Here is a 21,492-nt window from a genome sequence, read left to right on the forward strand (position 1 = left end):
ACATATCGGCGTGGCTGAGCCCGGATCACAGTCTGGTGCGGCAGCACAGTACTGCTGCCGCACCCCATGTTCAGATCAGAATCTGACTTTCACGCCCAGCGTATAACTGCGCCCCACGCCATCATAAATCAGCGTCCCCTGGTTAATACCCGGCAGATACTGTGGTTTTTTATCACCAATATTATCAACATTCAGATAACCAAGGATGTCATCGCTGACGCTATAGCTGGCAAACAGATTATGTCTGGCATAGGTCGCCACTTTGTTATCAAACCAGGCTGGATAGGCATCGGCGGCAGTATTGATTTTACTGAACGTGGTGCTGCCAGCATAGTTGATGGTCCAGCCAATACTGTATTGATCAGTGCGATAAGCCGCTCGCAGTAAGCCACGCAGATGCGGATAACGTGGTGTCCCTGCGTCATTGGCGGCCTCTGTTGCCACAGCTGGGTTCTGCCAGAATTCACGTTTATCCAGATAGGTCAGCACCAGACTGGTTTCCAGACTACCAGTATCCAGTGGCAGGGCATAACTCAGATCCAAATCGGTGCCGTTGGCAACAAATTTGGAAGCGTTAATATTTTGCACCGACACCAGATTGATATTGCCATCGGCTAACCGACTGACTGCACCACAGAATTCAGCATCCAGACTGCTGCCATCGACACAGTTGCTCAGCACATCACTGGCAGCAAAACTGGTGATGGCGTCTTCTATTTCGATGTTCCAGTAGTCCAGAGCGATATTCAGCCGCTCCAGCGGTGTCCACACCAGCCCCAGCGTATAGGTAGTGGCTTCTTCCGGTTTTAATTGTTCATTGCCGCGCGTCTGTACTTTTCGGGTCCCAAAAGAGGCTTCGGATTTAAAGCCGTCTTTAATCCCTAACGCTTTGCAATTTGCCAGCCGGTTGGCTGGATTGCGGCCCTGATTGATACTGCCGACATCACAGGGATCGGTCATCCGGGTACCGCTGATCGAATCTGGTGCAAATAATTCGGCAATATTAGGCGCCCGCACTGCCAGTGAATAAGTACCACGGCTGCGCACAGTTTCAGTCAGCGCCCAGTTCAGCGCAACTTTATAAGTTGCATCGGTACCAGTCACACTATGGTTCGATAGCCGGCCTGCCACTTCCAGTTCCAGGTTATGCAGCAGAAACTGATCATTCAGCAATGGTACTATCATTTCGCCAAACACTTCCTTGACGTCATAATGACCTTTGGTTGGTTTGACGTAACTGTTTTCCGGCGGTGTGCGGCCAACGCGGCTACCAACCAGACCTGCACCAACACCATCAGCACCAATGGCCTGAGCGAGCAGATCCGGCGTATTTTCTGAGGTTTCTCTGCGATACTCCAGACCGGCAGCAAAAGCAACAATCCCGGCGTCAAATTCGGCCACATCGCCACTGACGCTGAAAGAGGCCAGCGATTGGGTCATTTTTTCGGTATTCAGTAAGTCGATGCCAGCATAAGCGTAAGCTTCAGCAGATGCCTGATTAAAGATGGGATTCCAGGCGACACAATCAGCTTTACCACTGCGACACACCGCTTTACCTGCTACATCCGTGGTTGCATCCAGCGCCTCATAATAGCGGCTCATCAACACATCCTGGCTTTGCAGTTTTGCATCCACCACTCCATGCTGCAGATAAGTGTCATAACTATAATCCCCGAGTAAACCTTTACTGCCCAGCGTCAGTTGCATGGTTTCACGAGTGTTATCATTGCGCAGTGGCCTGCCAACAACGGCCAGTGCGGCCACTTTCTGGTTGCGGGCCACCATCAAGGTTTTCAGTTCAGCGGGTAGGAACGGATTATCCAGTTTCAGTGCAATTAACGGCCCAAAATTATCATCATGAAACACAGTTGCCTGGCCGGCAGCACCAGCTTCGACCTTGCCATACTTACTGTCCAGATACAGCGAGTGCAAGTCACTCAACTGATAACTTCCACTCAGATTCAGCAGGTAACGCGTACTTGGGGTAATCATCGAGTTCATTTCAGCGGTGCGGAAGCCATCGCCGCCATCACATGGTACAGTCAAACAGTTGCTGCCCGCAATAAATGGCCGGAATCGACCGTCCTGCCGATCAATGGTAAAGGTGTCATAACCCAGCGCAAAAGGATCACCAGCAAAGGTCGGCGGCAAAGGATTGCTAATAATGTCAAATGGTTGCCCTGGTAATACCCATTTGTCATTTGGTAAATAAATCAGGCCCTCCCGGCTGAGAGCCTGAAAGCGCTGGTCCTGATGCCAAGTGTGGTCGATGACACCATCGCCTGGCTTCGCGCCAGGTAAGGCTGCAAATGTCGGCGTGGCATTGGCATAATCGCGGGCAGACATCGGCAACTCATCCCGATCTGAATAGTTCAGGTGTAAGGTCAGGTTTGCTTTATCATTGGCAAAATTGTCACCCAGTGTCAGCCGTAAATCTTGTTTTTTAGCATCGTTTTTACTGCTCTGACCGGCCGATGCATCAACTTCGACCCCGGTAAAGTTATTTTTCATAATGAAATTGACCACACCCGTAACGGCATCGGCACCATAAATCGCCGAAGCCCCTCCTGTCACAATTTCCACTCGTTCGACCAATGACGCCGGGATCATACTTAAATCTACTGCCGACTCCGCAGAGGACCCAGGCACATGGCGGCGGCCATTCACCAGCACCAGCGTCCGGACTGTACCCAAACCACGTAAATTGGCTTGTTCCAGACCTGCTTTATCTTTTTGTCCGCCATTGCTATCGCTGGATGAAACGGCACCAATACCACCAGCCAGCGCCGGTAACTGATGCATCAGATCGCCGATATTTTTGGCTCCGGACATTTCGATCATAGCACTGTCAACAATGGTGGTTGGTGTGCTCATTTGTGCACTGGAACGATTGATCCTCGACCCCGTAACAGAAATGGTTTCAATTGGCTCTGCCTGCGGCTTTGTTGTCGCTTGCGCCATGACAGCGGACGCGGCGAATAACTGAGCTAATGTAACTGCAACTATGGTTTTTTTATGATTCATGCTTTTCCCTCGACTGCTATTTCTTATGGACTCAGCGTTGTGCCGCAAAACACTTACATCTGAGATAAATCCAGATTAATTGAAATCAGAGCAGTCGGGTATTTTTATGTTACTTAATAATTAAGACATGAAAATATTTTGTACCCTAGTTGACGATATTCTAAGCACTAACTGTCAAAAAATCATGCCAGTGTTTGTCGTAATGGCTGGCGTATTGCTGCAATTTCTTGGATTAAAATCATTTTTAAACAAATAGAATCAATATGTTAAAAACAACAACTCAGCACAGATCCAGCGACCTTCGCCAGGTTCGCACGTGTAAACAATTTGATTCAATACAGGTGATATAAATTTACATTTAAGTGGCTTTTACGCTGCATTTTTTTCTGCCAGCAGCTGCTCATGCTACAGGTAGCACAGGCAATATAGCGAAATACTCAGCTCAACTGGGGGTGAACTTGACGCAGAGCGGCAGTCCAACAGTGGATGGCTGAGTCACGGTAAATCAAAAAGCCTGGGGAATTTGGAGCCTTGATGCCCTTCACAGAGCGAAGGATTGCTCAGCCAGCACAAGAATCACGATAAATAAAACTGCCACCGTATTCACCTGAACTCAATCCGATAGAGCAAGTATGGAGCTGGCTACGTCAACACCACATAGCCAATCGTTGTTTTGAGAGCTACGAAGCGATTGTGGATGCCTGTAGCGATGCCTGGAATGACTTTATCAGCGATAAAGTACGGGTGAGCAAGCTGTGCTCAAGAAACTGGGCGGTACTGAACAGACTTTAAGATGGAATGGTATTATACCATTCCATCTAATTTTCTGTTCTAATTGAGCTATTAGCATCAATACGGCATTCGCATGATGGATCTTACTCCTGAAGACTTACTGAAGCGCTCTCGAGCCGAAAAAAATGCCCGCAAGCGTATGCGCTTGCTGGCGCTGTCTCTGTTTCTTCAATGTAAAAACCGTACATCAGTTGCTGAGCAGCTTAAAATCAGTCGCACCAGTGTGAATACTTGGGTGAGCAACTACCTTGCTTCTGGCCTCGAGGGTTTAGAAGCACGTAAAGCAAAAGGACGTACGCCATTTTTGACTGCCCAGCAGCAAAAACAATTGGGCGACTTTATTACATGCCAAAGCCAGAATGAACATGGTGGCAGGCTGACCGGTGAAAAAATCCTCAACTATATCAAAGCCGAGTTTGGTGTACATTATCACCATAACGCCATTTATAAGTTACTGAAACAACTTGGATTTAGCTGGATAACCAGTCGCTCGCGGCACCCGAAGCAACAACAAGGCGTCCAGGACGCATATATAAAACTTCCAATTGGAAACGATCCTTAACATTCCTGGCACGGTGCGGCTGGAAGATGTCGATGTCTGGTTCCAGGATGAAGCTCGTATCGGCCAGCAGAATACAACCACGCGCTTATGGGCTAGCACAGGCTCTCGGCCACGTGCGGTTAAACAGCAGCAATTTGAATACGCTCATCTTTTCGGCGCCATCTGCCCGGCCAATGGCGCAACAGAAGCATTGATAGTTCCTTTTCTGAGTAAAGAGGTGATGAAAATGCACTTAGCGCAAATTTCAGCCACAACAGCCAAGGGCCGCTATGCAGTGGTCGTGATGGATGGCGCGGGTTGGCATACTGATGATATTGCAGATGATTTTCATAACCTGTCGATATTAAAACTGCCACCGTATTCACCTGAACTCAATCCGATAGAGCAAGTATGGAGCTGGCTACGTCAACACCACATAGCCAATCGTTGTTTCGAGAGCTACGAAGCGATTGTGGATGCCTGTAGCGATGCCTGGAATGACTTTATCAGCGATAAAGTACGGGTGAGCAAGATGTGCTCAAGAAACTGGGCGGTACTGAACAGACTTTAAGATGGAATGGTATAAAAAAAGCCTAGCGAGTTTGGGAGCCTTCATGCCCTTCGCAGAGCTCAGGGCGTTCAATCGGCAAAAAGCCAAATTGTTGGCTTTTTGAAACCCCGATTTCACTGTACTACCTCGCATGGGAATGCCAAGCTCGACCAATATTCCGCCTAGATCCCATAAAGCAAAAAGGCCCAGTCGTTAGACTGGGCCTTTTTGGCTTTATGAGGAGCCTTCATGCCCTTCGCAGAGCTCAGGGCCGTTCAGCCCGGACAACGCCAAATGGTTGGCGTTGTCTGTTTCGGGCTTCACTGTACTACTCTCCAAGTACTCCAGCGCCAGAATCACGATAAATAAAAAAGCCCCAGTCTTTCGACTGGGGCTTTTTCATTTATTGGGAGCCTGGCGGTGTACTACTCTCGCATGGCATCTGCCACACTACCATCGTCGCAGCTGCGTTTCACTTCTGAGTTCGGAATGGATTCAGGTGGTTCCACAGCGCTATTGCCACCAGGCAAAAACTGTTTAGCTTCTTTAACTTAGACAAGCTTTGATTTTTAATCTTTGATAGTAGCTCAGCACAATCTCACTTCAAAACAACTTGGGCGTTGTATGGTTAAGCCTCTCGGGCAATTAGTATGAGTTAGCTTAACGTATCACTACGCTTCCACACCTCACCTATCAACGTTGTGGTCTCCAACAACCCTTATGTGTACTCAAGGTACAAGGGATGACTCATCTCTTGGCCGGCTTCCCGCTTAGATGCTTTCAGCGGTTATCCGTTCCGAACGTAGCTACCGGGCAGTGCCATTGGCATGACAACCCGAACACCAGCGGTTCGTTCACTCCGGTCCTCTCGTACTAGGAGCAACTCCAATCAATCATCCAACGCCCACGGCAGATAGGGACCGAACTGTCTCACGACGTTCTAAACCCAGCTCGCGTACCACTTTAAATGGCGAACAGCCATACCCTTGGGACCGACTTCAGCCCCAGGATGTGATGAGCCGACATCGAGGTGCCAAACACCGCCGTCGATATGAACTCTTGGGCGGTATCAGCCTGTTATCCCCGGAGTACCTTTTATCCGTTGAGCGATGGCCCTTCCATACAGAACCACCGGATCACTAAGACCTACTTTCGTACCTGCTCGACGTGTCTGTCTCGCAGTTAAGCTGGCTTCTGCCTTTGCACTAACCGTACGATGTCCGACCGTACTTAGCCAACCTTCGTGCTCCTCCGTTACTCTTTAGGAGGAGACCGCCCCAGTCAAACTACCCACCAGACACTGTCCGCAACCCCGATTAGGGGCCCACGTTAGAACATCAAACATGCAAGGGTGGTATTTCAAGGACGGCTCCATCGTGACTAGCGTCACAACTTCAAAGCCTCCCACCTATCCTACACATACAGGGTCAATGTTCAGTGCCAAGCTATAGTAAAGGTTCACGGGGTCTTTCCGTCTAGCCGCGGGTATACGGCATCTTCACCGCAATTTCAATTTCACTGAGTCTCTGGTGGAGACAGCCTGGCCATCATTACACCATTCGTGCAGGTCGGAACTTACCCGACAAGGAATTTCGCTACCTTAGGACCGTTATAGTTACGGCCGCCGTTTACCGGGGCTTCGATCAAGAGCTTCGCTTGCGCTAACCCCATCAATTAACCTTCCGGCACCGGGCAGGTGTCACACCCTATACGTCCTCTCTCGAGTTTGCAGAGTGCTGTGTTTTTAATAAACAGTTGCAGCCAGCTGGTCACTGCGACTCTCAGATGCTTACGGAGCAAGTCCTTCACACCCAAGAGCGTACCTTCTCCCGAAGTTACGGTACTATTTTGCCTAGTTCCTTCACCAGAGTTCTCTCAAGCGCCTTGGTATTCTCTACCTGACCACCTGTGTCGGTTTCGAGTACGGTCGACAAGTACCTGAAGCTTAGAGGCTTTTCCTGGAAGCGTGGCATCAACAGCTTCACCACCTTAGTGGCTCGTCTCGTATCTCAGTCTTAGGCGTCCGGATTTTCCTAAACACCCAACCTACATACTTTCACATGGACTACCAACGCCATGCCTGCCTAGCCTTCTCCGTCCCCCCATCGCAGTACTGTCGGTACGGGAATATTAACCCGTTTCCCATCGACTACGGCTTTCGCCCTCGCCTTAGGGGCCGACTTACCCTACCCTGATTAGCATGGGATAGGAACCCTTGGTCTTCCGGCGGGGAAGTTTTTCACTCCCCTTATCGTTACTTATGTCAGCATTCGCACTTCTGATACCTCCAGCATCCTTCACAAGACACCTTCTACGGCTTACAGAACGCTCCTCTACCACTTGCACATAGTGCAAGTCCACAGCTTCGGTGCATGGTTTAGCCCCGTTACATCTTCCGCGCAGACCGACTCGACTAGTGAGCTATTACGCTTTCTTTAAAGGGTGGCTGCTTCTAAGCCAACCTCCTAGCTGTCTATGCCTTTCCACATCGTTTTCCACTTAACCATGACTTTGGGACCTTAGCTGGTGGTCTGGGTTGTTTCCCTTTTCACGGCGGACGTTAGCACCCGTCGTGTGTCTCCCGAGTAGTACTCATTGGTATTCGGAGTTTGCAAAGGGTTGGTAAGTCGGGATGACCCCCTAGCCTTAACAGTGCTCTACCCCCAATGGTATTCGCTCGAGGCGCTACCTAAATAGCTTTCGAGGAGAACCAGATATCTCCGAGCTTGATTAGCCTTTCACTCCGACCCACAAGTCATCCCCTAATTTTTCAACATTAGTGGGTTCGGTCCTCCAGTTAGTGTTACCCAACCTTCAACCTGCTCATGGGTAGATTGCCCGGTTTCGGGTCTACACCCTGCAACTATTCGCCCAGTTAAGACTCGGTTTCCCTACGGCTCCCCTATTCGGTTAACCTCGCTACAGAATGTAAGTCGCTGACCCATTATACAAAAGGTACGCAGTCACCCCACAAAGGAGGCTCCCACTGCTTGTACGTACACGGTTTCAGGTTCTATTTCACTCCCCTAACAGGGGTTCTTTTCGCCTTTCCCTCACGGTACTGGTTCACTATCGGTCAGTCAGGAGTATTTAGCCTTGGAGGATGGTCCCCCCATATTCAAACAGGATGTCTCGTGTCCCGTCCTACTCGTTTTCACTGATGAAGACTTTTCGTGTACGGGGCTATCACCCTGTATCGCGGCACTTTCCAGAGCCTTCCACTAATTCTTCACCAACTTAAGGGCTAGCCCCCTTTCGCTCGCCGCTACTAAGGGGATCTCGGTTGATTTCTTTTCCTCGGGGTACTTAGATGTTTCAGTTCTCCCGGTTCGCCTCGTATGACTATGTATTCATCATACGATACCAGATAAATCTGGTGGGTTTCCCCATTCGGACATCTGTGAGTCTAACGTCTCTTACCGACTTCTCACAGCTTTTCGCAGGTTAGCACGTCCTTCATCGCCTCTGACTGCCAAGGCATCCACCGTGTACGCTTAGTCACTTAACCATACAACCCCAAATTGTCTTGGAAATCGTAAGTTTGTGCTTAAGGTTCACAATAAAATTGTTGACCTTTATTTTTACTACTATCAGCTTGCCTAATTGTTAAAGAGCATTTTGAGATAAACTCAAATCAAACCACACCAACAAGTGCGCTTTGATTTGAATTTTGCGAGCAATTAATCAGGTATTCTTTAGAATCTTCTAAGGAATGGTGGAGTTAAGCGGGATCGAACCGCTGACCTCCTGCGTGCAAGGCAGGCGCTCTCCCAGCTGAGCTATAACCCCAAATATAAAATTTGGTTGGTCTGAGTAGACTCGAACTACCGACCTCACCCTTATCAGGGGTGCGCTCTAACCACCTGAGCTACAGACCAATTCTAACTTGCCTGTTCGTCTTATTGCTGCGTTGCATTCTTTGCTCACTCAGTCATGTACTACAGTACACTCCTTCGCTCGCTCAGCCTGCGCCTTGCACTAAGCCAAACATTCTTCGTTATAAGCCTGATGGCCTCTAACTGTTTTGCTCTATCTCTGCAATCAATCATCTGTGTGGACACTTCGAAACATCAGTTCGCTATAGGTAAGGAGGTGATCCAACCCCAGGTTCCCCTAGGGTTACCTTGTTACGACTTCACCCCAGTCATGAATCACAAAGTGGTAAGCGCCCTCCCGAAGGTTAAGCTACCTACTTCTTTTGCAACCCACTCCCATGGTGTGACGGGCGGTGTGTACAAGGCCCGGGAACGTATTCACCGCAACATTCTGATTTGCGATTACTAGCGATTCCGACTTCACGCAGTCGAGTTGCAGACTGCGATCCGGACTACGATACGCTTTAAGAGATCCGCTCACTGTCGCCAGCTTGCCTCCCTCTGTACGTACCATTGTAGCACGTGTGTAGCCCTACTCGTAAGGGCCATGATGACTTGACGTCGTCCCCACCTTCCTCCGGTTTATCACCGGCAGTCTCCCTAGAGTTCCCACCATTACGTGCTGGCAACTAAGGATAAGGGTTGCGCTCGTTGCGGGACTTAACCCAACATTTCACAACACGAGCTGACGACAGCCATGCAGCACCTGTCTTAGCGTTCCCGAAGGCACAATCGTATCTCTACAATCTTCGCTAGATGTCAAGAGTAGGTAAGGTTCTTCGCGTTGCGTCGAATTAAACCACATGCTCCACCGCTTGTGCGGGCCCCCGTCAATTCATTTGAGTTTTAATCTTGCGACCGTACTCCCCAGGCGGTCTACTTAGTGCGTTAGCTGCGCTACTCACAGTACAAGACCACGAACAGCTAGTAGACATCGTTTACGGCGTGGACTACCAGGGTATCTAATCCTGTTTGCTCCCCACGCTTTCGCACCTGAGCGTCAGTATCGTGCCAGGGGGCCGCCTTCGCCACTGGTATTCCTCCAAATCTCTACGCATTTCACCGCTACACTTGGAATTCTACCCCCCTCTCACGTACTCTAGTTGGCCAGTTTCAAATGCAATTCCCAGGTTGAGCCCGGGGCTTTCACATCTGACTTAACCAACCGCCTGCGTGCGCTTTACGCCCAGTAATTCCGATTAACGCTTGCACCCTCTGTATTACCGCGGCTGCTGGCACAGAGTTAGCCGGTGCTTCTTCTGCGAGTAACGTCAAAGTTAGCCGCTATTAACGACCAACCCTTCCTCCTCGCTGAAAGTGCTTTACAACCCGAAGGCCTTCTTCACACACGCGGCATGGCTGGATCAGGCTTGCGCCCATTGTCCAATATTCCCCACTGCTGCCTCCCGTAGGAGTCTGGACCGTGTCTCAGTTCCAGTGTGGCTGATCATCCTCTCAAACCAGCTAGGGATCGTCGCCTTGGTGAGCCATTACCTCACCAACTAGCTAATCCCACGTAGGCGCATCCGACAGCATGTGGCCCGAAGGTCCCACACTTTGGTCCGTAGACATTATGCGGTATTAACAGTCGTTTCCAACTGGTATCCCCCTCTGTCGGGTAGCTTCCTACGCATTACTCACCCGTCCGCCGCTAGGTCCGAAAACCCCGCTCGACTTGCATGTGTTAGGCCTGCCGCCAGCGTTCAATCTGAGCCATGATCAAACTCTTCAATTAAAAGTTTTTTCGCTACCTAAGTAGCTGCTCAGTATTACTGACTAAATATTTTACTATCTGGTCACTCATACTCAGTTAATTCGTTTTGCGAATCTCATGAATCGAGTGCCCACACAGATGATTGATTGCTAATTGTTAAAGAGCGTGTCGTTTTACTTAACGACGAAAGCCGTTGATATTCAACCACTTTCAGAATCTTTGGCGTTTGACTTTTTCGTTTTCGAATCCGTCGTCGCTGTCGATGAGGCGCATTATAGAGACTTCCAAACAGACCACAAGATCTTTTTGACAGAAAGATGATCGTTCGGACATATTTTGCACAAAACACGCTTTTTTGCTGAATTAATCAACAAAAATAAGCTGTTCAAGCCGGTTTTAATCGGGCTGATGCTGTTCCACAGCGGTTTGAGTATGACAGGCTGCAGCAATATCTGGTTTAAACCAGAGTTCTGCTCTGCTAAGAGGGGTGGCAACCGGCAATAACGGATTGTGTAACTCAAGTATCTGCCGTCGCCCCAAACAGGAGCTCGCCAGTGCACTGGCAAAAAAACGCTGAAACAGGGCTTCAAACTCGCCACTCTTGATAAGTGCATTTAAACCAGCCTCCAATTGCTCGGCCAATTGTTTATTATCTTTATGCAGAAAGAAGTATAAAGCGGTTGGATAATGCAATACGACATCAGGTTCGACCTGAAATAGGGTGGCTTGCTTCGACTGCTCCTGCCAGATTTCCAGCACTGAGCGCGGGAATGCATCACCACGATGTTTCGCCAGCATGGCAAATAACGACTGATACTGGCTGGAGGTCAGCACTTTCAGCTCATTCTTTTGTAAAATAGTGGTATCAGGCCAATCATGACCCTGTAACAGTGTTAGATGCTGCAAACCACGCAAGTCATGTAATTTGGGTAATGGTAAGGGTCGGTGTTTGGCAATCAACAATAACCGCCAGCCATACAAGCCTTTATCAATCGGGATCCGGACCGGTAACAGCTGCTGTTCGCGCTCTATACTGGTCATACTCCAGAACACATCGACTTCTTGCGCAGCGGCAATGGCTTTTAATGAACGCTGTTGCACCATACCGGTACTGGCTCGTTGCAAATCGACTTGCACGCCGACTTTGGCAAAAGCCGCCTTTAATAGTTCCAGCGGATATTGTTGCGTCGGATCATCTGACTGAATTGATTGGCCGTAAATCAACCGGACAGGCTCAGCCGTTGTTGCGGCGGGTAACCACAACAGCAATAAAAGCAGCCTGCAGGTACGGCCATATCGACGACGCTCAAGTTGCCACCACGTCAAACCCTGACTCCCCTGTCCCTGCTCCATCTGAACTTGACTATAGCAGAGCAGTCCGCGGCACTTCATGTTTTCCGGTACAAATTTCAGCCATACCAGCCCATCTGGATCAACAAAGTGGCCACTTCAGTCCGGCTTTGCGTTATTTCACCAGCGGGCAAAGTTGAATCACTCTCAAATAGCTTGAAAATTCAGCAGCAAGAACTTAGAATGATCGTTCATTCTATATTTTGGAGTTTATTATGCTGCGACCAGCACCTCGTTACAGCCTGCGTCGGCTCGTTTTAATACCGGCCCTGTTATCCTCATTACTTGTGCTGACCGCTTGTGGCCAGTCTACAGCGCAGACAGCACCAGCAGCTGTTGCTGTTGAAGTCGGTGTCGTCACGCTCGGCACCCAGGACGTAACATTGCACACCGAATTACCAGGACGGACAGTGGCTTTTCAGACTGCTGAAATCCGGCCACAGGTCGGCGGCATCATTCTTCAACGCCAGTTCACTGAAGGTGGTGCCGTCAACGCTGGGGATGCGCTGTATCAAATAGATCCGGCCAGTTTTGCCGCGACAGTACAAAGTGCCAAAGCCAGTGTCGCCAAAGCCGAAGCCGACTTGCAGCAAGCCAAAGCGAAAGCCAGCCGTTATCAGCAATTAATTCAACAACGACTGGTCAGTCAGCAGGATTTTGACGAAATACAGGCCAACTTCCAGCAACGTCAGGCTGAAGTCGCCGCCGCCAAAGCCCAGTTAACCAGTGCGCAAATTCAGCTCGATTACAGCAGCATCAAAGCACCGATCAGCGGCCAGATCAGCAAATCCAGTGTCACCGCCGGTGCGCTGGTCAGTGCCGGTCAAGCTACAGCGCTGGCGACTATTGCGCAGCTTGACCCTATTTATGTCGAAGTCACCCAATCCAGTGCTGAATTACTGAAATTGAAAAAATCTTTAGCCAGCGGCGCTTTAGGCCAGGGCAGCACCAACGTGAGCTTAACACTGGAAGATGGCAGCCAGTATCCGCTGCCAGGTCAGTTGCAATTTGCCGAAGTCACAGTCGATGCCAGTACCGGGTCTGTGGTATTAAGAGCCCAATTTGCCAACCCACAGCATTTATTACTGCCTGGTATGTATGTACGCGCCACTATTGATAGCGCGGTTAAATCTGCGGCGGTGTTAGCACCACAACGTGGCATTAGTCGCAACGCCAAAGGTGAAGCGACGGCGATGGTGGTTAATAAAGAAGGTGTGGCTGAATTACGACTGGTCAATGCCAGTCGTACCGTCGGCGATCAGTGGTTGATTGAAGCCGGTCTGAATGCCGGAGAGCAACTGATTGTCGAAGGTTTACAAAAAATCCGCCCGGGCAGCCCGGTTAAAGCAGTACCTTTTCAACCGGCAACGACCCCTGCAGCCCAGGTTGCCAGCAAAAACGGAGCTTAAGTCATGAGCCGATTTTTTATCGACAGGCCGATTTTTGCCTGGGTCATTGCCCTGGTGATCATGCTGGCCGGGGTGCTGGCCATTTCTGCCTTACCCGTAGCGCAATACCCATCTATCGCACCACCTGCTATCAGTATCACCGCCAGTTATCCAGGTGCTTCGGCCCGGACGCTGGAAGATAGTGTGACCCAAATTATTGAACAGAAGATGAAAGGTTTAGATGGCCTGCTTTATATGTCATCGACCAGTGAATCCAGCGGCAGTGCCACTTTGACACTGACCTTCAGCGCTGATACCAATCCGGACATTGCTCAGGTGCAAGTACAGAACAAACTGGCCCTGGCGACACCGTTATTACCACAGGAAGTCCAGCGTCAGGGCGTACAAGTCGCCAAATCGGCGCGTAACTTTTTGCTGGTGATGGGCTTTGTGTCGGAAGATGGCAGTATGAGCAATATTGACATCGGCGATTATGTCACTGCCAATGTGCAGGACGTGCTGGCCCGGGTCGATGGTGTCGGTGAAGTCCAGATGTTTGGTACTCAATATGCGATGCGCATTTGGCTGGATCCGGCCAAACTGGCCAATTACAAATTGCAACCTGCCGATATCAACAATGCCATCCTGGCGCAAAATGCCCAAATTTCAGCAGGTCAGCTGGGCGGTTTACCTGCCATCAGCGGCCAGCAGATGAATGCTTCTGTTACAGCGCAAAGCCGGCTGCAAACGCCGGAACAATTTGGCAATATTCTGCTGCGGATCAATAGTGATGGCTCAGTGGTACGACTGGCCGATGTAGCCCGGATTGAGCTTGGCGGTGAAACTTATGAAGTCTCTGCCCGCTACAATGGTAAACCGGCCATTGGTCTTGGCATTAAACTGGCGAGCGGAGCCAACGCACTGGATACTGCCGATGGTGTCAAAGCCGCTATTGCCGAGATGCAGCCTTATTTCCCAACCGGTTTACAGGCCGTGGTGCCTTTTGATACCACCCCATTTGTCAAAATCTCGATTGAAAAAGTGGTCAAAACCCTGCTTGAAGCGGTACTGCTGGTTTTCCTGGTGATGTATCTGTTCTTACAGAATTTCCGCGCCACGCTGATCCCAACGATTGCAGTGCCGGTGGTGTTGCTCGGTACTTTTGCCGTGTTATCTGCTTTTGGTTATTCCATTAATACCCTGACCATGTTTGCCATGGTACTGGCCATCGGCTTGCTGGTGGATGATGCTATTGTGGTGGTCGAAAACGTCGAGCGGGTGATGACGGAAGAAGGCTTGTCGCCCAAAGAAGCGACCCGCAAATCGATGGATGAAATCACCGGTGCTTTGGTCGGTATTGCGCTGGTGCTATCGGCGGTCTTTGTGCCAATGGCGTTTTTTGGCGGCTCAACCGGGGTGATTTACCGCCAGTTTTCCATCACGCTGGTTTCTGCCATGGCACTCTCAGTGCTGGTGGCGCTCATTCTGACACCGGCGTTATGTGCGACCTTACTAAAACCTTCCGGCCATCAGGGCGGCGGCGTGCTGGCTCGGTTCTTCAGTGGCTTTAACCGCGGTTTTGATCGCAGCAACAACGCCACCCAGTCGCTGGCCAGACGGATGGTACAACAGCCAAAACGTTATTTACTGGTCTACAGCTTAATTGTGGGTGGTCTGGTGCTGCTGATGCTGCGGTTACCTTCGGCCTTTTTACCGGATGAAGACCAAGGCATATTGTTTAACCAGATTGTGTTACCAGCCGGTGCCACCAGTGAGCGGACCCTGGAAGTGGTGAAACAGGTAGAACAGCATTTCCTGGAAGATCAGAAAGAAGCGGTGAAATCTGTGTTTTCGGTGTCAGGCTTCAGTTTTGCCGGCCGTGGCCAGAATGCCGCTATTGGTTTTGTGAACCTGAAACACTGGGATGAACGGCAAAGACCGGATCTGACCGTCAAAGCAGTCAGTGGTAAAGCAATGGCAAGGTTTAGTCAGATTAAAGATGCCATGGTGTTCGCCTTTGCGCCGCCTGCAGTAGTTGAACTCGGTACAGCCAATGGCTTTAACCTGTTTTTGCAAGACCGCAGCAACTTAGGTCACGAAGGTTTGCTGGCCGCCCGCAATCAACTGCTGGGGATGGCAGCGCAGGATAAACGCCTGATGGCGGTCAGGCCTAACGGTCAGGAAGATACCCCAGAGCTGAAACTGAACATTGATTTGGCCAAAGCCGGTGCGCTTGGCGTCAGTCAGGCCGATATCAACCAGACAGTACAAACCGGCTGGGGTGCCAGCTATGTCAATGACTTTATCGACAAAGGCCGGGTGAAAAAAGTCTTTGTACAAGGTGACGCCAGCAGCCGGATGGTGCCGGAAGATCTGCAACAATGGTATGTCCGCAATCAGCAAGGTGAGATGGTGCCGTTTTCAGCCTTTGCCAGCGCGCACTGGAGTTATGCTTCACCGAGACTGGAGCGTTATAACGGCATGCCTGCCATGGAAATTCAGGGCATGGCGGCACCAGGCTTCAGCACCGGCGAAGCCATGTTGATCATGGAACAACTGATCAAACAGCTACCAGCCGGGGTTGGTTTTGAATGGACGGGCATGTCTTATCAGGAACGGATGACGGGTGATCAGGCGCCGATGTTGTATGCGCTGTCGTTGCTGGTGGTATTCCTCTGCCTGGCGGCCTTATATGAAAGCTGGTCAGTGCCCGCCGCTGTGATGGCGGTAGTCCCGCTGGGTATTTTTGGTGCCCTGGTGGCTTCAACCTTGCTGGGATTATCCAACGACATCTACTTCCAGGTCGGTTTATTGACCACCATGGGTCTGGCGGCGAAAAACGCCATTTTAATTGTCGAATTTGCCAAAGGCCGGCTGGAACAAGGGATGAACCTGGCAGATGCAGCCATTGAAGCGGTCCGGCTGCGGTTAAGACCGATTTTAATGACCTCGCTCGCCTTTATTTTTGGCGTATTACCACTGGCCATTGCCTCGGGCGCGGGCTCAGGGGCACAAAATGCACTTGGCAGCAGCGTGATTGGCGGTATGATTGCGTCCGCCGTGCTGGCGGTGCTGTTTGTACCGTTATTTTATGTGTTGATTGGCAAAATATTTGTCCAGGTCAATCCCACCGACGGCAATCGCTGAACACTGTTCCCGTAACATCAGCCGGCAAGGGAGCTGCCGGCTTCGGAGTTTGTGATGACAATACTTAAAGCAAAAAAACATCAGGATCCAATCCAGGCTGAAGCGCGGCGGCAACAAGTATTGCAGGCTGCAGCAGATTGTTTTCGTCGCCGTGGTTATCATGGCGCCGGCATGGCGGAAATATCCAAAACCGCCGGCATGAGTCCGGGGCATATTTATAATTATTTCGCCAGTAAAGAAGCCATTATTGAGGCGATCATCGCCCAGAATATGGCGGAAATGTTTTCCCTGATCGAAGGTTTTGCCAATGCCGAAGGCCAGGTGGTCGATGCCATGGTTGACGGCGCAGCACACGGCATTGATAAAAATCTGGCGCCGGCCTACGCCGCGCTGCAATTGGAAATGTTATCGGAAGCCGCCCGCAACGATAAAGTAGCAGCACTGTTGCGCCATGTTGATGCCACTGCGCGCAGCCAGCTTAGTGCCCTACTGACCGGTGAGCAAGGCAGTATGCAGCATTTAGCTGCCGACGAAGTCGCTGCCCGCATTGAGTTATTATGCGCCGTTTTTAATGGTTTTCTGGTCAGGGCGGTTTTACACCCCCAGCTCGATCAGGGTCAGTTATTGCGCATGCTGCAACCCTGGCTCAGACAATTACTGGCCCCCTAGCGCAACCAGTCGCCCAGGCAAACCCCTGACTGCAGCGTTATTGCTGCAGTAATTCCAGTTGCAAGCGCTGCGTGCCGGTCAGCTCACCTTGCTCGGAGAATACCGCCAATTGTTGCCATATCTGACCCAAGTCCAGTTCGCGGTAACTGCTTAGTTTTAACTGCGTCATCAGTTCGGCCAGTAACAGTGCAGCCGCTGCAGATGGCTGCCACTGTAATGCCAGATAAGCCATTTTCAATGCCCGATACCACAATTTTTGCTGCTGATATCGACCAGCCCACCGCAAATATTCAGCAGCCACCTGTGACGCTTGTGGATTGGCCAAGCGAAATAACTGCTGATGAAAAAAACCTACCCCCAGCCGCTCTGGCGCCATCGGCATCTGCATAATCCGCAGATCCGCCTGCCACAACAGCTGATTGGCGGACGCTGGCTGTTGCAGCTGCAAAAAAATATAAGCCAACAGCACACACTGAAACACATCTAACTGGTCGCTATGCTGTTGCATCAGGTTTAAATCTGCCGTCCAGTCATCCAACTCGGGTGTGATGGTAACGACAATGGCTAAATCCACCAAAGTTGCAAAACGTTTAAAATCGACAGCACCCTGTTGCCAAGCTAATTTGTTGGCCAGCTCGCGCGCCGTCACAGCCAATTGCGGCCGTGATGGCAGGCTTGATTCAGCGTCCACCGGCAGCAGCGTCTGCACCAGCGCCAGACCAATCCAGGTGATCAGCAATAAATTTTGCTGATAATGATCACCTCTGGCACGGTTCAGTTTATCTTGCAGATAGGCCGCTGCGGTTTGATAATCCTGATGCTGGAACATTAAAATGGCCGACAGGTTCATTTCATGCGGCGTCAGTTCAGCACCTTTGGCCACGAAAAACAGCTGCTGTGGCACCTGACCTTGCTCTGCATCAGCCTGCATCCGCCAGCGATACAGATCGAGCTGGCGCGGTAACCAGTGTTTATCCTGCATTTGTTGCAACAATTGCTGCACTGTATTGGTTTTACCGAGTAAATAGGCCAACTCCAGCCGGATCTCCAACGCCGTCAGTTCAGCTTTGATCCGGCCTGACAATTGCCAGGCCTCCTGGGCATAACCCCAGTCCAGTAAAATTCTGCTTTGCACGATCCGAATAGTATCCCGGCTGGCCTTGGGCATCTTGCCTGCTTGTAACCGCAATAATTGCCGCAGTTTTAACCAGCAGGGTTTTTCCGCCAGTGCCTGTAGTAAAGGTTTGACGTGCTCTTGCAATAACAAGGTTTCGCGCAGTTGTTGCAACAGTATTTTCAGCGACACCGGTTTGGCGATGACCCGGGTTGGTAATAACCGGCCAGGTAATTCAGCTTGCGCTGCTTGCACCTGATTGGTAATAAACACCACCTGAGTCCATGGTGTCAGCCGTTGCTGCCGCATTAAATGCCGTAATAAATCAGGTCCACGCAGTTGATCACCCAGGTCATAGCCCAAGATCAGTAAACCAGCATCCACCACTGGATATTGTTTTAGCAAAGCCTGACCGTTGGCCAGACAGTCCACCTGTCTGACACCGGCATGACGAAACAAATTTTTCAGAATGTGTCTGCTGCCGACTTCGTCTTCGACCACAACCACTTTGAGCTGGCCAGGCTGCACCAAAGATTTACCTTGTTACTGCGGATATTGATATCTGCTCAGCATAGGCTATTTCTGTCAAAGCGTGTAACAAGGCTAATCAAGTGCCAAATAAAGCAGCCAACCGCGGTCGAAGTCTGAGCGCTAGCCGGTAACCCAACTCCAGCAGAATGGCAAAACCGGGGATCCGGCCTAAGCTTGCCAGCCAACGCCAGCCGGGTAAGGCTTGCCATAACCGGATAAAAGCTCTGGCACCGTGCCAGATCTGCTGTTGTTCATCTACCAGATGAAAACGGCGCAGCGCGTCACAACGATTCAGCTGCGCCGGTAAAGGTTGCTCAATGGTCAGATCCAGCCACTGGATTGGCTCCAGCGCTGTTAACTGGCGATAATAGGCAATTTCACGCCGGCAAAGCGGACAACCGCCATCGTATAATACCGTCAGCATACTGGTTTCCTCTGTTTACAGCACATGGCTTAAACGTCAGCCAGAGGACAATGGATCTGCCGCTGCTGCGGCATTATTCACGGCTTGCTTTATTCGGTACTCGCTTTATTCAGTCCTTGCTGGCTGAGCCGGCGCAGTGGCAGCATCAGCCGCCACGACGGGCCATGACCAGCGGTAAATATCGCCTTGTTGTTCAGTCGCGCCGACCCACCAGATGGCAGACGGCGTGTATTGATATTGATGAATAAAACCTTTGCTGACCGGCATTAATAGCTTGCTGGCACTGGCCTGAATATCAGTCTGGCCAGTTGTACGGCTGAGCCTGATTTGCATAATGCCCTGCCCCGGCTGGAAATAACTGATGTCATCCCCCGTCAATTGCCAGTTCAGCCAGTTGATCCGGTCAAACGCCGCTAACAGCAGTTGTTCGGCGGCAGCTGGGTTGGTTAAATCCAATTGGAACAAACCATCCTGATGATATTTACTGTACAGCAACTGGTTTTGATAGACATAACCACTGTAGCCGCCTTGCCTGGTTAATTGCGTCAGTGCGCTCTCGTGCCTGGGCTGGCTGGTGATCGCAGGGCTGGTCAGTGCAGGACATTGTGCTGTCGCAGCAGTTGCCGGTGGCTGCAAAGGTTGCGGCAATTGATAACGCCACAGCTGCCAATCGCCACTGCGCTCACTGCTGAAAATGAGTTGTTGTTGCTGCCAGTTGACCACGCCAACCTGATACTCAGGACCCAGTAACTGCCAGCAACTGGCCGTATTGAGCTGTAACAGATATAACGCACCTTGCTGACTAAACGCCAGATAGTTGCCATCATCCGAGCGACTGAGCCGGACAAAGCCAGCCGGTGGTGGCAACTCAGCCAATAATGCCGGCGCTTTATCGGCCTGACGGCGCCAGATTTGATGCCGACCATGTCGGGTCGACAAAAACACCAAGTCCTGTTGCCAGACGCGTGGCATCAGTTCCAGCCTGGCACTGCTTAACTCTAATTCGGCTTTCCCCGCTGCAGTCACTGGCAGAGACTGACGCCAAATCTGACTGCGTTGCTGCACACTGCTCAACCACAGTTCAGGCCCGGCCGCCACCAGTCCCAGCACAGTGCCCGGCACCGTCAACTGCGGACTATAACTGTGACTCTGTGGCGGCCAACGACATAACAACAGGCTGATGCCATCCGGACAGTCAAACCAGAGGGCTTGGCCGGCATCAAAGACCAGACTGGTCGCGGCCACCGGCAAGGCTTGTTGCCTGAGCAGCGTCAGTTGCGGTAACTGGTACCAGAGGATCTGTCGTTGTTGCTGCTGTAAATAACGCAGCACGGCCAATTGCTGACCATCGGCTGACAGCGCCAGTGCAATATCACTCTGTCCGGCCTCAGGTAAGGTTAGTTGTTGTAACTGGCGGGTGGCGAGCTGATACCGATAGATTTGATAAGGCTGGCTTTTATCCTGCCGCATGCGAAAAAAAACCGCCTGACCATCCGGCTGCCACTGCAACTGTAGCTGGCTGTCAGCCGGGTAAGCCAGCAGCGCCTGCGCGGCTTTAGCGTCGGATGTGACAGAACGCAACCATAACTGACAGGATGGCCGGGCGCCGTCCTGCTGACAGCCCTGATACAAAACTTGCTGCGCATCCGGACTCAGCACCGCCTGTGGCACCTGTTGCTGACTAAATTGCAGTTGCTGGCGCTGTCCTGTGCGCTGTTGTAACCACCAGGCAGATAACGCCGACTGGCTTTGCTGCAGATACAAAAACTGCTTGCCATCCGCACTGACACTGAGCTGATATTCCAGCCCATCTTCGGCCGTCATCGACTGTAAAGCGGGCATCACCAAGGGTGTCTCTGCTGGCCGGTCGGTCTGCTCAGTGGTGAGCAGCCAGCCAGTCAGCGCAGCAGCCGCTAATAACGCAGTGACCAGCCAAGCTTGATGCCGTGGGCTTGGTTGCTGCGGCACTGGCTGTTCTGCAGCCACAGTGGGCTGCAAGCTGGCAGACTCCACTGCTGCGAGTGCCTGAACTGGCACTATCAGCCGATAACCCACTTTGGCCAGAGTTTCCAGATAAGGCTGGCTTGGATCCAACTCAGCAAAAGCTTTACGCAGTAATGAACTGGCGCGATGAATAGCACTGTCACTAACGACCCGGCCTTGCCAGACTTGCTGCAACATTTGCTGGTGATCTAACAACTGATGCTCAGCGGCCAGCAACGCCTGTAACAGCAGAAAAACTTTCGGCTCCAGATAAACCTGCTGTTCAGCACGACATAACAACCGTTGTTGCGGTAAAAACACCACAGCTCCGAGCTGCCAGCCTGATTCAGTCGACATGTGATCTTGATCCTGCGCTGTTGCCTGATGCGC

Annotated in this window: 9 protein-coding genes, 2 tRNA genes, 3 rRNA genes and 1 pseudogene; 5 read left to right on the forward strand and 10 right to left on the reverse strand. The window is 51.1% G+C overall.

Features of this window, described 5'->3' with window-relative positions:
• Nucleotides 1-75: 75 nt before the first annotated feature.
• Nucleotides 76-3,024: a TonB-dependent receptor plug domain-containing protein gene (locus tag AC53GJ_RS18130; RefSeq protein ID WP_496729803.1), complete on the reverse strand. Its 2,949-nt coding sequence runs from the start codon at nt 3,022-3,024 to the stop codon at nt 76-78.
• A 585-nt stretch (nt 3,025-3,609) separates the two neighbouring features.
• On the opposite strand from AC53GJ_RS18130, the pseudogene AC53GJ_RS18135 reads away from it, so the two are divergent.
• Together AC53GJ_RS18135 and AC53GJ_RS18140 are read left to right on the forward strand one after the other, a co-directional pair.
• A pseudogene (locus tag AC53GJ_RS18135) lies at nt 3,610-3,816 on the forward strand (transposase); the annotation flags it as partial.
• Nucleotides 3,817-3,892: 76 nt separating this feature from the next.
• A protein-coding gene (locus tag AC53GJ_RS18140; protein WP_496732747.1) for an IS630 family transposase occupies nt 3,893-4,928 on the forward strand; the annotation gives its coding sequence in 2 pieces (ribosomal slippage) (nt 3,893-4,353 and nt 4,352-4,928; 1,038 coding nt in all).
• Nucleotides 4,929-5,319: 391 nt separating this feature from the next.
• Here AC53GJ_RS18140 and rrf read toward each other — a convergent pair.
• The 6 genes from rrf to AC53GJ_RS18170 form a co-directional block, all read right to left on the reverse strand.
• Nucleotides 5,320-5,434: ribosomal RNA gene (rrf, locus tag AC53GJ_RS18145) — 5S ribosomal RNA — on the reverse strand.
• A gap of 97 nt (nt 5,435-5,531) precedes the next feature.
• Nucleotides 5,532-8,415, reverse strand: a 23S ribosomal RNA gene (locus tag AC53GJ_RS18150).
• A 205-nt stretch (nt 8,416-8,620) separates the two neighbouring features.
• Nucleotides 8,621-8,696: transfer RNA gene (locus AC53GJ_RS18155), tRNA-Ala, on the reverse strand.
• Nucleotides 8,697-8,708: 12 nt separating this feature from the next.
• A tRNA-Ile gene (locus tag AC53GJ_RS18160) sits at nt 8,709-8,785 on the reverse strand.
• 207 nt (nt 8,786-8,992) lie between these two features.
• Nucleotides 8,993-10,517: ribosomal RNA gene (locus AC53GJ_RS18165) — 16S ribosomal RNA — on the reverse strand.
• The 16S, 23S and 5S rRNA genes sit together here with 2 tRNA genes alongside, the layout of an rRNA operon.
• 375 nt (nt 10,518-10,892) lie before the next feature.
• Entirely contained in the window at nt 10,893-11,822 is a 930-nt protein-coding gene (locus AC53GJ_RS18170) for a substrate-binding periplasmic protein (protein ID WP_496729804.1), read from the reverse strand.
• 239 nt (nt 11,823-12,061) lie between these two features.
• Here AC53GJ_RS18170 and AC53GJ_RS18175 point away from each other — a divergent pair, with 239 nt between their 5' ends.
• The 3 genes from AC53GJ_RS18175 to AC53GJ_RS18185 are packed head-to-tail and all read left to right on the forward strand — an operon-like array spanning nt 12,062 to nt 17,050.
• The gene (locus AC53GJ_RS18175; protein WP_496729805.1) at nt 12,062-13,255 is read left to right on the forward strand and encodes an efflux RND transporter periplasmic adaptor subunit; all 1,194 of its coding nucleotides are present in this window, start codon (nt 12,062-12,064) and stop codon (nt 13,253-13,255) included.
• Nucleotides 13,256-13,258: 3 nt separating this feature from the next.
• Nucleotides 13,259-16,381, forward strand: a complete 3,123-nt coding sequence (locus tag AC53GJ_RS18180; RefSeq protein WP_496729806.1) for an efflux RND transporter permease subunit — start codon at nt 13,259-13,261, stop codon at nt 16,379-16,381.
• A gap of 54 nt (nt 16,382-16,435) precedes the next feature.
• On the forward strand, nt 16,436-17,050 hold the full coding sequence (locus AC53GJ_RS18185) for a TetR/AcrR family transcriptional regulator (protein WP_496729807.1): 615 nt from the start codon (nt 16,436-16,438) through the stop codon (nt 17,048-17,050).
• A 37-nt stretch (nt 17,051-17,087) separates the two neighbouring features.
• Here the strand turns inward: AC53GJ_RS18185 and AC53GJ_RS18190 are convergent, their stop codons facing one another.
• The 3 genes from AC53GJ_RS18190 to AC53GJ_RS18200 all read right to left on the reverse strand — a co-directional run bounded on the left by AC53GJ_RS18190 (nt 17,088) and on the right by AC53GJ_RS18200 (nt 21,459).
• On the reverse strand, nt 17,088-18,692 hold the full coding sequence (locus tag AC53GJ_RS18190) for a response regulator (protein WP_496732819.1): 1,605 nt from the start codon (nt 18,690-18,692) through the stop codon (nt 17,088-17,090).
• A gap of 79 nt (nt 18,693-18,771) precedes the next feature.
• Entirely contained in the window at nt 18,772-19,119 is a 348-nt protein-coding gene (locus tag AC53GJ_RS18195; protein ID WP_496729808.1) for a thiol-disulfide oxidoreductase DCC family protein, read from the reverse strand.
• Nucleotides 19,120-19,224: 105 nt separating this feature from the next.
• Nucleotides 19,225-21,459 carry a winged helix-turn-helix domain-containing protein gene (locus tag AC53GJ_RS18200; protein WP_496729809.1) on the reverse strand — a complete coding sequence of 745 codons (2,235 nt, stop codon included), beginning with the start codon at nt 21,457-21,459 and terminating at the stop codon, nt 19,225-19,227.
• Between the last annotated feature and the right edge of the window lie 33 nt (nt 21,460-21,492).

It is taken from the genome of Rheinheimera sp. B2H12, assembly GCF_059620065.1.